Origin of the sequence: Guptibacillus hwajinpoensis, assembly GCF_020171785.1 — a bacterium.
In the GTDB taxonomy this organism is placed as follows: Bacteria; Bacillota; Bacilli; order Bacillales; family Guptibacillaceae; genus Guptibacillus; species Guptibacillus sedimenti.
Window position 1 is genome coordinate 96,445 of record NZ_JAIVAE010000003.1, and the last position, 14,286, is coordinate 110,730.

Sequence of the window (14,286 nt, forward strand, 5' to 3'; positions counted from 1 at the left end):
TGAGGTGACCGCTTTGGACTTATCAACTATTTTCCAACTGTCTTTTCCTGCTTTCATTTCAAAAAAAGGAATTATTTTTTCCACAAATGACGCTTTTCGTTCCATCATAAAAGATGCTGAAGAAGAACCAGTTGAAGAGATTTTTGATATCATAGAAGAACACGAAACATTTACTATAACCCGGTATAAGAACAAAGAAATGTTGTTCATTACAGAGAAGAAGGATCAGTACATCTATTACATCGGGAAAGAAAACACTCATTTCTCTGATTTGGAAAAACAGGTAACAGAACTTGAAAAACTAAACAGGGAATTGGATTCAATTATTGACAATTCCTATGACGGAATTTATATTACCGATAACAAAGGGATTACATTGAAAACCAATACAGCGATTGAACGAATAACTGGCATCCCAAAGGAATATTACATTGGAAAAAATGTTGATCGTCTCGTCAATAGAGGTATATTAAAAGATTCCGTAACGAAAAAAGTACTGAAACAACGCCGAACTGTATCAGTTGTACAGAATAATTTCGAAGGAAAAGAAACGTTAATCACCGGTAGCCCAATCTTTAACAATAAGGGTGATATTGAAAAGGTGATCACAAACATACGGGATCTTTCTGAATTAAACAGACTTATATCCGAGTTGAATAGTGTTCAAAAAAAGAATGCTGAATATGAAAAAGAACTCGAACTATTAAAAGGATATTCAAACTCAGGAATCATTATTGAGAGTGAACCGATGAAAGAACTTTATGAAACTGCCACTAGAATCGCGAGTTTTGATGCAACTGTTCTTATATTAGGTGAAACGGGTGTAGGAAAAGACGTTCTTGCTCGATTTATCTATTCAAAAAGCAAGAGAGCTTCAACCGGAGACTTTATTAAAGTTAATTGCGGTGCTATACCACAAGAGCTAATTGAATCAGAGCTCTTCGGTTATGAAGGCGGCGCATTTACTGGCGCGAATCGCAATGGTAAGCCGGGAATGTTTGAAATGGCTGACAAGGGGGTTCTGTTTCTTGATGAAGTAGGTGAACTCCCACTGAAGACGCAAGTGAAATTACTTCAGGTCATTCAAGATAATACCATTCAACGCGTTGGTGCCACAAAACTGAAAAAGGTCGATGTAAGGATTATAGCTGCAACCAATCGCAACCTCCTCCAAATGGTAACAGAGCAGGAATTTAGAGAGGATTTATTTTATCGCCTCAATGTCATTCCACTCTCCATTCCTCCATTAAGAGAGAGAAGAGATGATATTCTACCACTAATCCAGTTCTTTCTAAATCGAACGAATTTAAAATATAACCTTGATAAGCATTTAAATGCAGACCTTAAAAACTCTCTATATGAATTGGATTGGAAAGGGAATGTAAGAGAAATGGCTAATTTAATTGAACGAATGGTATTAACCACTTCTAAGCGAGCCATATCTCATGATCACCTTCCTGCCGATTATAAAAAGGAAAGAGCAGATCCTCAAATTCACAGCCTTAAAGAAGCAGTTGAAATAACAGAGCGTAAAGTTTTAGAAAATGCCTATTCAAAATACAAAAGCACATATGAGATTTCTCGAGTTTTAAATACCAGTCAACCAACAATTGTAAGAAAATTAAAGAAATATAAAATTGGTCAATCATAGATTATAATTCCATTACTCGCCTCTGGCGAGCTTTTTTATTGGCATCAAACTTGCAATATTTAAGGGAAAGGAGTGAAACGCTATGAAAATCGGAATTGCTGGAACAGGAGCAGTGGGTGGTTATATTGGCGGTATACTAGCACTTGCCAATCATGAGGTTGTTTTTTTATCCCGAGGGACTAACTTGCTCAGGATGCAAGAACGGGGTTTGAAAATCAAAAGCCCTGTAGATGAAGAAATTATTTATAAGGAATTTACACATTCACTGGATACATTTAGCGATGTCGACCTTATTATATTAAGTGTCAAATCAAACGATACACTCTTTATGACTAAACAGTTAAGCCATAATATATCTTCTAGTACGCCCGTTCTTCTTATGCAAAACGGAGTTAGTAATGAAGAAATTACAATGAAATATTTCGATCCTGCTCGCCTATTTACAGCTGCAGTCTATTTAACATCTAGAATGACAGAACCAGGTATCATCGAGATGTCAGGTAAACCTAGATTAACGATTGGGTCATTAAATTCTGGAAATATAGAGGAAGCAAAGTCTCTCACTCATTTGTTTAATGAAGCAGGAATTCAATCGAAGACATCATCAAATATAATGCGGGATAAATGGAAGAAACTGTTGTGGAATGTAACGTTTAATCCTCTTTCTGCCTACGCAGGTGTCACAGTAGGACAAATCATTAACCAACCAGAACTACGTGAAATAGCTGAGAGAGCTTTAGTGGAAGGGATGCAAATAGCGAGTCATAAAGGGTTCTATTTTCAGGATGAGCTGATCAATCAAATATTCGTTGGGGCAAGAAAAGCAGATAATCATTATACAAGCATGCTCCAAGATCGACTAAACGGAAAACAACTCGAGATTGAATCGATATGTGGATATTTTTTGAAAGAAGCGACGAAGCGAGGTATTTCTATTCCAGTTATTCAATCACTTTATAACCATTTAGCAACTTTAAAGAAAGAAGCTTTTCGCTAAAAACCATTTACTTAAATCGTTTCAGGTTTATGGCTGATTCATTTATGAATCAGTGCATTGTCATACGATAATAGCGATTCTTTTTATCGATAGCTAGATGTTAATGAAACGTGTTGATTTTTGATTCACTTACGTTTTTTGATGTTTAAAATAGTCAATATAACAATAAAATCTAACATAGACATAGCGTAAATAGTTTATACGTCACTACTAACAGAGCTTGCTTACTAGAAAGTATTAAAAGCGATACAAAAATGAATTAGTAATTCATTTTTGTATCGCTTTTTTGATTTTTTTTAACCATTTTTATTTCCAAAATGAATATAAACCTCGTAAATAAGCTGTTTTTGAGCTTTTTTAAAAAATGGCATAAAACTTGCAATCAAATTAAAGTAACAAAAGTAAGGGGTAACCTATTATGACTGCAACGATTACAAGTGAATTACAACAGATGAAAGCGATGATTCGAAACTTTGTTGAGAATGAGATTGAACCCTATGCTCAGCAAATTGAAGAAGAAGATACGATTCCAGAGCACTTGATCGAAAAAGCAAAAGAACTTGGCCTATTTGGAATGAGCATCCCAGAGGAATATGGGGGAATCGGATTAAATACAGAAGGAAAAGCTGTCGTATTAGAACAGCTTGGACGAACGCACAATGGATATGTTTCATTAATTAGTGCTCATACAGGGATTGGAAGTACGGGGTTGGTGAAATTAGCTTCTGAATCTCTTAAACAAAAGTACTTACCTGATATGGCTGCTGGAAACAAAATTGCCGCATTTGCTTTATCTGAACCTGGAGCCGGATCAGACGCAACGAACTTATCAACCAATGCAGTGAAACAAGGGAATAAATGGATTATAAATGGTATGAAGCATTTTATTACCAACGGTCCTGTTGCAGATGTCTTTACTGTCATTGCCTCTACTGATAAATCAAAGGGAGCTAAAGGTGGCATTACCGCATTTCTAGTAGAAAAGAATTTCCCGGGACTACTTGTTGGAAAACGCGATAAAAAGATGGGGTTAAAAGGTTCCTATACATGCCAGATCATTTTTGAAGATTGTGAAGTACCAGAAGAAAATGTAATCGGTGAAGTCGGAATGGGATACATATCAGCACTCAAAATTCTCGGTGAAGGGCGGATAGGTCTTGCTGCTCGTGCAGTAGGTTCGTGTGATAAATTAATCGAGATGTCTGCAAGTTATGCGAAAGAACGTATACAATTTGGAAAGCCTATTGCTTCCAATCAAGCGATTCAGTGGATGCTTGCTGATATGGCAACAGAAACGGAAGCAGCTAGGGCACTAACGACCATGGCAGCGAAGAAAGTTGATGAAGGAAAAAAAGTGATTAAAGAAGCATCGATGGCAAAACTCTATGCCTCTGAAGTATTCAACCGCGTTGCTGATAAAGCGGTACAAATCCATGGCGGGATGGGGTATGTCTCTGATTATCCAGTTGAACGCTTTTACAGAGATGCTCGGATTACTAAAATTTATGAAGGAACAAGTGAAATTCAGCGCATGATTATTTCAAGACACATACTAGATGAGAATTAACTTTCGATTTACTCGAACGACGGATACAGCGAAGAAAGGAGCTGGATTGTTTGAGTCAACATTATTCTGAAAATTCCGTTCAGAAAATCGATACAACTATTAAAGATAAACCAGCCTATATCGAAGACATATGGTCAACGAGAAAAGCCAATTGGAATCCAGCAAGAATTCTAATTCTTGTAGCATCTGTTTTAGCTATTGGTTTATCACTCTTTCACATTTATACGGCTGGTTTTGGAACGCTATCCTCGTGGCAGCAGAGAAGTATCCACGTGGTCTGGGCACTTCTGTTAATCTTTCTTATCTTCCCATTTCGAAAAGGAAAGAAATTTGGATTTATTGATTTGCTATTTGTTTTAGCAACAATAGTAGAAACTGGTTTTATCCTTCTTCACGGGGACGCCATTCAAAGTAGGCAAGGGAACCCAAACATGACAGATATCATTCTCGGTAGTATTTTCATAGGATTAGTGCTTGAAGCAACACGCAGGACAAACGGCTTTCTTATGTCATGTATTGGGTTGTTTTTCATGGGCTACATCTTTTTGGGTCCCTATTTTCCTGGTGCGCTAGCTCACCCCGGAGTAAGGTATGGAAAAATGGTGGATCAGATGTTTAATGGCACACTTGGAATTTTCAGTGCTCCTATCTATATCAGTTCAACCGTATTAATTTTGTTTGTGATTTTCGGAGCGTTTTTAATGCGTTCTGGAGGAGGGCAATTTTTTACCAACTTTGCTTTCGGCGCACTTGGTCATCGAGCAGGAGGACCCGCATTATCTGCAGTTGGAGCAAGTGCAATGGTTGCAACAATTACTGGAAATGGGGCGGCCAATGCAGCTGTAACAGGCTCTTTCACGATTCCTCTAATGAAGAAACTCGGGTATAGTAAACGGTTTGCTGCAGCGGTTGAAGCAGTAGCTTCGCAAGGTGGACAAATTATGCCACCCATTATGGGAGCATCCGTCTTCATCATGGCTGAAACAACGGGTATCCCTTATATAACGCTCGCATTATATGCATTAATTCCCGCAATTATTTACTTCTTAATTGCAGGATTCATCGTGTATTACCATGCGAAACGTTTGCACATGGAAGGCATTCCAAAAGAACAACTTCCCGATCCCAGAATGGTACTTCTAACTCAGGGCTATCTATTTCTTCCAATTATTATGATTATTTACTTAATGATTGATGGATTTAGTCCAATGAAAGCTGGCTTTTATGGAATCATAGCTACGATTCTCTTAAGCTGGATTAGAAGAATGACGAGAATGAATTTATTGGATATTCTCGCTTCACTCGAAAGTGGTGCCAGAAGCGCTTTAGCCGTTATTTCTGCCTGTGCGACTGCTGGTATTATTGTTGGTGCTGTATCGCTAACTGGACTTGGTCTTACGTTCTCGAGATTTATGATTGATACTGCGGGAGGTCATTTATTTCTTCTTCTCATCATGTTAGCCATTGCTTCAATCATTCTTGGTATGGGAATGCCAACCGTTTCAGCCTACGTCATCCTTGCCGTTTTAGGGGTTCCTGCGCTAGTGGAGATGAATGTTAACGTTGTGGCTGCCCATATGTTTGTCTTTTATTTCGGCGTAATGTCAGGACTTACTCCTCCAGTTGCAATAACAGCTTATACGACGGCAGGAATTGCTGGATCTAATCCATCATCAACCGCATTTTACGCGATTCGTATTGCTCTTGGCGGATTTTTTGTTCCATTTGTCTTTGTATATAACCCCGAATTGTTACTTCAAGGCGGTGATATTCCTGCCATCATTACTGCATTGCTTTCTGCTGCAGTTAGCTGTGTACTTTTTGCAGGTGCAGTGGAAGGATATTGGTTTGGACATGTCACGCCATTGAAAAGGACGATTTTATTTATCAGTGCTATATTACTTGTCATGCCTGGCTTAATCGGAGACCTAATAGGGCTTATTCTTGTCGTGTTCACGTTCATCTGGCAACGTGCTCATCGTGTCAGTAAAAGCTCACCACAAGAAATAAGTGGATAAAAGGAGGATTTTAATGCGTAAATCATTAATTAGTCTATTGATAGCGCTTACACTAATCGTAATGACAGCTTGTGGAAATAGTGCTTCTAGTGATGGAGAAGGACTCGAAGCACCTGATAAGTTTTTAAAAGTTGGTTCTGGACCTATGGGTTCTGGGTGGTATCCGATTACGACTGCATTGTCAGAACTATATATGGATCACTTTTCTGGACTTAATGTTTCACAGATTGAAGGCGGCAGTACTTCGAACCTAAAATCACTTCAAATTGGTGATATCCAGTATGGTATTCATTACACTTCTGATTTTGCTGACGCAGTTAAAGGGACCGGGAGCTTTGATGAACAATTAGATCAGGTAGCAGGACTTACTTCTCTCTACCCGGTTTATCAGACAATCGCGACTCTTGCAGATAATGAAGAGATTAATAAGGTGGAAGATATCGTTGATCAACACATCTTCCTAGGTCCAAAAGGCGGGGGTGGCCCAGTTGCCTTCTGGAGAATGATGAAAGAATACGGGATTGACGAAGGTTCTATTGAGGATGCAGGTGGTAAGATTTCCTATGGTAATTATTCAGATGGTGCCTCTATGTTAAAAGATGGAATTGTCGATGTTTTTGTTGGTGGTGGGGCTCCTCAAGTGACTTCTCTTCAGGAGATAGAGGTAACAAAACCTGTTAAGGTTATTCCAATTGATGAAGAAAAACTTAAAGCAATTAGCGATAAAGGATTAGGAATTTCTAATGACAACCTTCCAGGAGGTACGTATAAAGGTCTAGAAGAAGAGATTCCAACTTACACTCTTGTTGCGATGTTTAGCGTACGCTCAGACCTACCAGAAGATTACGTTTATAACTTGACGAAAGTATTTTGGGAAAACCAGGATCCCTTCAAGGAACAAATTCCACAAAGAGCAAAGAACTTCACGTTGGAAACGGCTTTGGATGGGATCGATCCAGAAACACTTCATCCAGGAGCAAAGAAATATTATGAAGAAGAAGGGATCATTCAATAAAAAAAGGAAAAGAAATTCTCAAAGGTGGGAATGGCAGTGGATAAACTGATCGATCGACCATGGTACCGATTTTACCCAGAAGTCATGAACAATTCTCCATCACTACCGGAATGTTCTGTGTACCAATTGCTTCAAGATAGCGTGAAAAAATACGGACAAAAAATTGCACTTCGTTTTCAAGATCAACATATCTCTTATATAGACTTGCAGGAGAAAGTGGATCGGCTCGCCTCATCCTGGCATGAAAGGGGCATAAAAAAAGGAGAACGAATCGGCTTGATGTTACTGAATCAGCCTATGTATGTCTATGCCTATTATGCAGCTCAGAAGTTAGGAGCTACTGTGGTACAGATGAATCCGATGTATATGCCCAGGGAAATTGAAGAGATATCACACGAGGTAGGTCTTTCTTATCTCGTGACAGAGAGCAAGTACTTGGAAAAACTTGAAATTGTGATGAAATCCTACTCTTATGATCAGCTATTTCTTACAGATCAGAACTCTTCCATTTTACCAACAAATGTTCACTTCATTGAACAGCTTATTGAAAACAGCTCATCGGATCATGAAACCGTACCAATTCAAGCAAAAGATGATATTGCCGTCATCCAGTTTACAGGTGGTACTACAGGAAAAATGAAAGGCGCTATGCTAACACATTATAACCTTGTTTCTAATGTGATCCAGAGTCATTTAATGTATGGAAATGAGATGAAGCTGGGGGAGGAAGTCACGTTAACGGCAACCCCTCTTTATCATGTTTACGCCATGACAAGCGGAATGAATTTAAGTATTTATATAGGAGCTACCAATATTATCGTACCTAAGTTCGATGTAAACGACGTGTTACGAATCATTAGGGAAGAACAGCCTACATTTTTCCCAGGTGTACCAACGATGTACAACGCTTTTGTTAATCACCCAGATGTAAAGGAATACGGACTCAATTGCTTTAAATTTTGTTCTAGCGGGTCTGCTCCACTTCCGATTGAAGTGATTAATCGTTTTGAAGAAATAACAGGCGCAGTCATCGGAGAGGGTTTTGGCATGTCAGAAACATCCCCTTCTACACATCGAAATCCACCATTCGGTGAAAGAAAGATTGGTAGTATCGGTATCCCTTTCCCAGGAACAGATTGTCAAATCGTTGATGGAGATGGAAATGAACTTCCTCCTAAAAGTGTTGGAGAGCTCGCCATCAAAGGACCTCAAGTAATGAAAGGTTACTGGAATAAACCAGAGGAAACGAGTAAGAGCTTAAAAAACGGATGGCTACTCACTGGTGATCTTGCAACGATGGATAAGGATGGTTACTTCTATATCGTTGGCCGAAAAAAGGAAATGATTATTACAGGAGGATTTAATGTTTATCCTCAGGAAATCGAGAGCGTCCTGTATGAACATCCTTCTGTGAAAGAAGCCGCTGTTATTGGGGTCCCTCATGAATACAGCGGCGAAAGAGTGAAAGCATTCGTTGTTGTTAAAGATAGTTCCATTTCAGAAGAAGAGCTCGTTGCCTATTGTTACGAGCATTTAACAAAATACAAAGTTCCAAAGCAAATTGAGATAAGAGACTCATTGCCCAGGAATACAGTAGGAAAGTTACTCAAAAGGCTATTGATTAATGAAGAAACGATCGAAATAAGGAGGTAACAATAATGAAAAATGAACGTGTTAATAGAGTTGGTGTGATTGGATCTGGAACCATGGGGGCTCAGATTGCGATGGTTTGCGCTCTTGCTGGCTATCCAGTTGTTTTAAACGATATAGAAGAAAGTAGTCTTGATAAAGCCAGAAAGTCACTAGTTGGCCATATGGAACGCAGAATTAAGAAAGGAAAATTGACAGAAGGACAGGTGGAAGAAGCTTTTCACTTGATTCACTTTAGTACTTCTCTAAACGATTTCAAAGAAGTTGACCTTGTTATCGAGGCAATCATTGAGAAGCTAGAAGTAAAAAGAGAACTGTTTGCTAAGCTCGATCAAATCTGCCCAAATCATTGCATCCTTGCAACAAATAGCTCGACAATCGTAAGTTCAAAAATAGCAGACACAACGGACCGTCCTGAAGCTGTATGCAACATCCATTTCTTCAATCCTGCGCTCGTCATGGATTTAGTAGAGGTTGTAAAAGGACCTCATACGTCTAACCAAACAGCAGATACCGCTTTCGAATTTGTAAAATCCATTCACAAAACGCCGGTTCTATTGCAAAAAGAAATTTCTGGTTTTGTTGCAAACAGAATTCTTGGAAAACTAATGGACGAAGCAGTTTACTTACTTGAGAATGGCTATGCAACACACGAAGAGATCGATCTCGTTTGCACAAAAGCATTAAATCATCCCATCGGACCTTTTGCACTAATGGACCTCACTGGTATCGATGTGAATTATTATGTACGTCAACAGCGATATGAAGAGTCCGGAAATGAAGCCGATCGACCAGCACAAATCGTGGAAGAAAAAGTAAACAAAGGGGAACTTGGGAGAAAGACAGGTAAAGGCTTTTATAGCTATCAAACTTAAATGATGGGAGTCGTTTGAATATGGAGAATATCGTTTTCACTCAAGAAGATCAGCTAGCCTATGTAAAAATTTCACGTCCTGACGTAAGGAACGCTTTGAATAAAGAAACATTGATTGAATTAAAACAAACTCTGGAGAAACTTGAAGAAATGGACGAAGTGAAGTGTGTCATCATCACAGGTGAAGGAGAAAAATCATTTGCAGCAGGTGCAGATATTTCACAACTTGAAAAGAAAACCATGTATGATGCATTCAAATCAGGAAGCATGCAGGAAGTCTATGATTATATCGAAGGCTATACGAAACCAACCATAGCAATGGTAAACGGTTATGCGCTGGGTGGTGGATGCGAGCTTGCCATGGCATGTGACATAAGAGTTGCAGCGACACATGCCAAATTTGGCTTGCCCGAACTCAATCTCTCCATTATTCCTGGAGCAGGTGGTACTCAGAGGCTTACAAGACTTGTCGGTAGAGGGAAAGCACTGGAAATGATTTTAACAGGAAAGTTGATTTCAAGTGAAGAAGCCGCTGCGATTGGCCTAATCACTGAAACTGTTGAAATATCAAACTTAAAAGAAAAAACAGTTGAAATCTCCCAACAAATTATTAGTAAAGGTCCGATGGCCGTTATGATGGCAAAACTCGCCGTGAATATGGGAGCGGATACAGATATGAAAACAGGTTTAGTCATTGAGAAGCTGTCACAAGCGATTCTTTTTGCTTCAGAAGACAAAAACGAAGGAACGAGAGCTTTTCTTGAGAAAAGAAAGCCCGTTTTTCAAGGTAAATAAATGGAGACAAATACAAACACTATTTATGATCATGTTAGAACTGATTTTGAAACAAGTCCCTTTTTCAATTTATTAGGTTTTGAATTACGATCGATTACTGAAGATGAAGTCATCCTTGAGCTACCAATAGAAAGAAAACTATTAAACACACATGGAAGTCTGCATGGTGGTGTATATGCAACGATGATCGACAATATTATTAGTTTGAAAATACGTTCTATGATCGGCAGTCCTGTCATCACGATTAACTTGACCATCAACTATATTGCTCCAATTACAAGTGGGAAAATTATTGCAAAAGCGTTCGTCTATGGAGAAGGAAAGCGAACGAAAATGGGTGAAGGAATTGTGATGGATGAGAACGGAAAACTTCTTGCAAAAGGAAGTGGAACTTTTAAAGTGATTAAATCGAAAGAACAATAACGATCGTTAAAGAAAAAAGGTGTTGCATGTGTCAATTCAAAAAATAGCAGTGATTGGTGCAGGAACTATGGGGAGAGGCATTGCCTATTCTGCTGCAGCAGCAGGACTATCGGTCATTCTTCAGGATGTCAGCGAGGCGTCATTAGATAAGTCCAAATCTTATCTAAAAACGCAATTTGATCGGTCCGTAAGTAAAGAGCTTCTTTCAAAAGAATTAGCTGATAAACGATTTAGAGAAATTAACTATACAACAGAACTATCTGAAGCTGCCAGGGATCGTGATCTAGTCATTGAAGCAGTTCTTGAACTAATGGAACTCAAAACAAGTATCTTCAAACAACTCGATGAATACGCACCAGATCATGCTATCTTAGCTACCAACACATCCACCATGAGTCCAACCGAAATCGCTGCCCAAACAAAGAGACCTGATCAATGTCTTGCCCTTCACTTTTTTAATCCCGTGCCAAAAATGAAGCTAATTGAAGTCATTTGTGGTTTAGAAACTTCTGAAGAAACTATTAACAAGGCTATGGCCTTTTGTAAATCGATTGAAAAAGAATGCGTGCGAATTAATGAATTTCCTGGGTTTGCTGTCAGCCGAATGAATTGTCTAATTGGCAATGAAGCGATGAACATGGTCATGGAGGGTGTTGGTTCACCAGAGGATATCGATAAAGCGATAAAACTAGGTCTAAACCATCCAATGGGTCCACTAGAACTCGCTGATCTAGTTGGTCTCGATACAAGACTACGTAACATGCAATATCTGTATGAAACGCTCGGAGAAAAATATCGACCATGCCCGATTTTAACGAAATACGTTAAAGCCGGAAGACTAGGGAGAAAAAGCGGAAGAGGATTTTATACATACGATTAAAAGGGAGAGAAAATAATGGACTTTAAATTCGATCAGGACATTCAGTTTCTTAAAACCAACATCCGCAATTTTGTTGAACATGAAGTCGAGAAGGTTGCCATGACGATAGAGCGCGAAGATCGTATACCAGACCGAATCATTGAGATGTCTAAAGAAATGGGATTATTCGGCTTAAGTATCCCAGAAGAATATGGTGGCTTAGGTATTGGGATGGTTGGAAAATGCGCTCTCTATGAAGAGTTAGGTAAAACCCATAATGGTTTTACTACACTGATAGGTGCTCATACAGGTATTGGCTCTGTCGGAATCGTTGAACTCGGCAATGAAGAACAAAAACAAAAATACTTACCCGATATGGCAAGCGGAAAGAAAATTGGCGCCTTTGCCTTAACCGAACCTTCTGCGGGATCGAATGCTTCTAATTTAAAAACCACAGCAGTTAAAGAGGGAAATAAGTATATTTTGAATGGAACAAAGCACTACATTACGAATGCCACTGAAGCTGATGTTTTTACCGTAATGGCAGCAACAGATCCATCAAAAGGTGCAAAAGGAATTACTTCATTTATCGTAGAAAAGGACTTTCCAGGCTTTCAGGTCGGTGCGGTTGAAGAAAAAATGGGGTTAAAAGGATCCCACTCCGCTGAGCTTATTTTTGATAACTGTGAAGTACCAGAGGAAAACGTGCTTGGTGATGTGGGAAAAGGATACGTGAATGCATTGAAAATCTTAGCAAATGGACGTGCTGGGCTCGCTGCGCGTAATCTGGGGTCATCTCAAAAACTATTGGATTTAAGCATGGAATATGTACAAGAACGTATTCAATTTGGAGTACCAATTATTGAACATCAGGCCGTCGCTCACATGGTGGCAGAAATGGGAGTAGAGATTGAAGCCCTAAGGTCGTTTACGTACCGCGTCGCGTGGATGGTGGATCAAGGTGAAAAAGTGATCAAAGAAGCTGCCATGCTTAAGTTATATGGATCAGAAGTTTACAACAGAGTGGCAGACAAAGCGCTACAGGTTCATGGAGGAATTGGTTACATTTCCGATTATCCAATTGAGCGCTATTTTAGAGACGCGCGTATTACACGGATTTACGAAGGAACTTCTGAAATCCAAAAGAACATCATTGCAAGTCAACTTCGAAAAGAGTACAGCTAAAGGAGGATGAGGTATGACAGAAAAGATTGTTATTGTTGAAGCTGTTAGGACACCAGTAGGGCGTTATGGAGGCGTGTTGAAAAATTTTAATTCAGGTGAACTAGCCGCTATTACCATTAAAGAAACAATCGCAAGAGCAGGGATTACGCCCGAACTTATTGATGAAGTTATCCTTGGTGAAGTACGTCAAACAACAGAGTCGTCGAATGTTGCCAGGGTTGCTGCTTTAAGAGCAGGGGTACCTGCTACTTCACCCGCATTTACAATCAATCGACTTTGCGCTTCTGGAATGCAGGCAATTGCTTCAGCTGTTCAACAAATCCATTCCGGACAGGCTGAGATTCTCGTCGCTGGTGGTACGGAAAGCTTAAGTCACGCACCGATCTATTTACGCGACAGCCGCTTTGGCGGAGATAGAACAAAATTAGTAGATTCCAATCTTGAAGCTGGTCAACAACCGGCCGAGTTATATGGTAATAATTTAGGTATGGGCATTACCGCAGAAAACGTAGCGGAAAAGTACCAGATTTCTCGAGAGGATCAGGATGCTTTTGCTGCTGAGAGTCAGCGACGCGCGGCTGTAGCCATCGAGGATGACGTTTTTGCTGAAGAAATCGTTCCGGTCGAGGTAAAGTCACGACGTCAGACCAACCTCGTTAATCATGATGAACATCCGCGTCCAGGAACAACGATAGAAAAGCTTTCAATGTTAAAGGCAGTATTTAAAGAAGGCGGTTCGGTTACTGCTGGAAATTCTTGCGGTAGAAACGACGGAGCGGTGGCGATGCTTGTGATGACGGAAGCGAAAGCACGTGAACTACAACTTCAACCACTTGCCCGAATTATTGACTGGGCTACCTCGGGCATTTCACCCGAGATCATGGGGGTTGGCCCTGTTCCGGCTGTTAAAAAACTTCTAGAACGAACAGGAAAGCAGTTAAATGATATCGGATTAATCGAATTAAACGAGGCATTCGCTGCCCAGGCGCTTGCGGTTATCCGTGAACTTGGACTCCAGTCAGATAAAGTGAATGTAAATGGCGGGGCTATAGCGCTTGGTCATCCCCTTGGGGCAACGGGTGCACGCATTTTAACATCTCTTATGTATGAAATGAAACGAAGAGATGAGCGGTTCGGTATCGCCACACTTTGCGTCGGTGGTGGACAAGGAATGGCAATGATGGTAGAGAATATGGTTAACTAGAAGAGACGGGATGCCGTCTTTTTTTTTCAGCCTATACAGCTTTACACA

General features: G+C 39.8%; 12 protein-coding genes. All 12 read left to right on the forward strand.

Going from position 1 to position 14,286, the window contains the following annotated elements; translation table 11 throughout:
• Positions 1-4 precede the first annotated feature (4 nt).
• The 12 genes from LCL91_RS04515 (at position 5) to LCL91_RS04570 (ending at position 14,238) form a co-directional block, all read left to right on the forward strand.
• Positions 5-1,651 (forward strand): sigma-54 interaction domain-containing protein, encoded by a 1,647-nt coding sequence (locus LCL91_RS04515; RefSeq protein ID WP_425589654.1) that lies wholly within the window; start codon positions 5-7, stop codon positions 1,649-1,651.
• Positions 1,652-1,733: 82 nt separating this feature from the next.
• Positions 1,734-2,648, forward strand: a complete 915-nt coding sequence (locus tag LCL91_RS04520) for a ketopantoate reductase family protein (protein WP_224880342.1) — start codon at positions 1,734-1,736, stop codon at positions 2,646-2,648.
• Between the two features lie 418 nt (positions 2,649-3,066).
• Positions 3,067-4,215 (forward strand): acyl-CoA dehydrogenase family protein, encoded by a 1,149-nt coding sequence (locus tag LCL91_RS04525; protein ID WP_224880344.1) that lies wholly within the window; start codon positions 3,067-3,069, stop codon positions 4,213-4,215.
• Positions 4,216-4,265: 50 nt separating this feature from the next.
• On the forward strand, positions 4,266-6,233 hold the full coding sequence (locus tag LCL91_RS04530; protein ID WP_224880346.1) for a TRAP transporter permease: 1,968 nt from the start codon (positions 4,266-4,268) through the stop codon (positions 6,231-6,233).
• A 13-nt stretch (positions 6,234-6,246) separates the two neighbouring features.
• Complete coding sequence (locus LCL91_RS04535; protein WP_224880348.1) at positions 6,247-7,248, forward strand: TAXI family TRAP transporter solute-binding subunit; 1,002 nt, start codon at positions 6,247-6,249, stop codon at positions 7,246-7,248.
• 36 nt (positions 7,249-7,284) lie between these two features.
• On the forward strand, positions 7,285-8,901 hold the full coding sequence (locus LCL91_RS04540) for a long-chain-fatty-acid--CoA ligase (RefSeq protein WP_224880350.1): 1,617 nt from the start codon (positions 7,285-7,287) through the stop codon (positions 8,899-8,901).
• A 5-nt stretch (positions 8,902-8,906) separates the two neighbouring features.
• Positions 8,907-9,773: a 3-hydroxyacyl-CoA dehydrogenase family protein gene (locus LCL91_RS04545; protein WP_224880352.1), complete on the forward strand. Its 867-nt coding sequence runs from the start codon at positions 8,907-8,909 to the stop codon at positions 9,771-9,773.
• Positions 9,774-9,793: 20 nt separating this feature from the next.
• A complete protein-coding gene (locus LCL91_RS04550; protein ID WP_224880355.1) occupies positions 9,794-10,567 on the forward strand; it encodes an enoyl-CoA hydratase/isomerase family protein in 774 nt (257 codons plus the stop codon).
• Positions 10,568-10,990 carry a PaaI family thioesterase gene (locus LCL91_RS04555; RefSeq protein WP_224880357.1) on the forward strand — a complete coding sequence of 141 codons (423 nt, stop codon included), beginning with the start codon at positions 10,568-10,570 and terminating at the stop codon, positions 10,988-10,990.
• Between the two features lie 34 nt (positions 10,991-11,024).
• Positions 11,025-11,870: a 3-hydroxyacyl-CoA dehydrogenase family protein gene (locus tag LCL91_RS04560; protein ID WP_224881210.1), complete on the forward strand. Its 846-nt coding sequence runs from the start codon at positions 11,025-11,027 to the stop codon at positions 11,868-11,870.
• A gap of 15 nt (positions 11,871-11,885) precedes the next feature.
• Positions 11,886-13,034: an acyl-CoA dehydrogenase family protein gene (locus LCL91_RS04565; RefSeq protein WP_224880359.1), complete on the forward strand. Its 1,149-nt coding sequence runs from the start codon at positions 11,886-11,888 to the stop codon at positions 13,032-13,034.
• Between the two features lie 13 nt (positions 13,035-13,047).
• Positions 13,048-14,238 carry a thiolase family protein gene (locus tag LCL91_RS04570; RefSeq protein WP_224880361.1) on the forward strand — a complete coding sequence of 397 codons (1,191 nt, stop codon included), beginning with the start codon at positions 13,048-13,050 and terminating at the stop codon, positions 14,236-14,238.
• Positions 14,239-14,286: the final 48 nt, after the last annotated feature.

Excerpts from the sequence above, each read along its gene's own strand:
- LCL91_RS04520 (WP_224880342.1), top strand. The coding sequence starts at position 1,734 with ATGAAAATCGGAATTGCTGGAACAGGAGCAGTGGGTGGTTATATTGGC.
- LCL91_RS04525 (WP_224880344.1), top strand. The coding sequence starts at position 3,067 with ATGACTGCAACGATTACAAGTGAATTACAACAGATGAAAGCGATGATT.
- LCL91_RS04535 (WP_224880348.1), top strand. The coding sequence starts at position 6,247 with ATGCGTAAATCATTAATTAGTCTATTGATAGCGCTTACACTAATCGTA.
- LCL91_RS04545 (WP_224880352.1), top strand. The coding sequence starts at position 8,907 with ATGAAAAATGAACGTGTTAATAGAGTTGGTGTGATTGGATCTGGAACC.
- LCL91_RS04550 (WP_224880355.1), top strand. The coding sequence starts at position 9,794 with ATGGAGAATATCGTTTTCACTCAAGAAGATCAGCTAGCCTATGTAAAA.
- LCL91_RS04555 (WP_224880357.1), top strand. The coding sequence starts at position 10,568 with ATGGAGACAAATACAAACACTATTTATGATCATGTTAGAACTGATTTT.
- LCL91_RS04565 (WP_224880359.1), top strand. The coding sequence starts at position 11,886 with ATGGACTTTAAATTCGATCAGGACATTCAGTTTCTTAAAACCAACATC.
- LCL91_RS04570 (WP_224880361.1), top strand. The coding sequence starts at position 13,048 with ATGACAGAAAAGATTGTTATTGTTGAAGCTGTTAGGACACCAGTAGGG.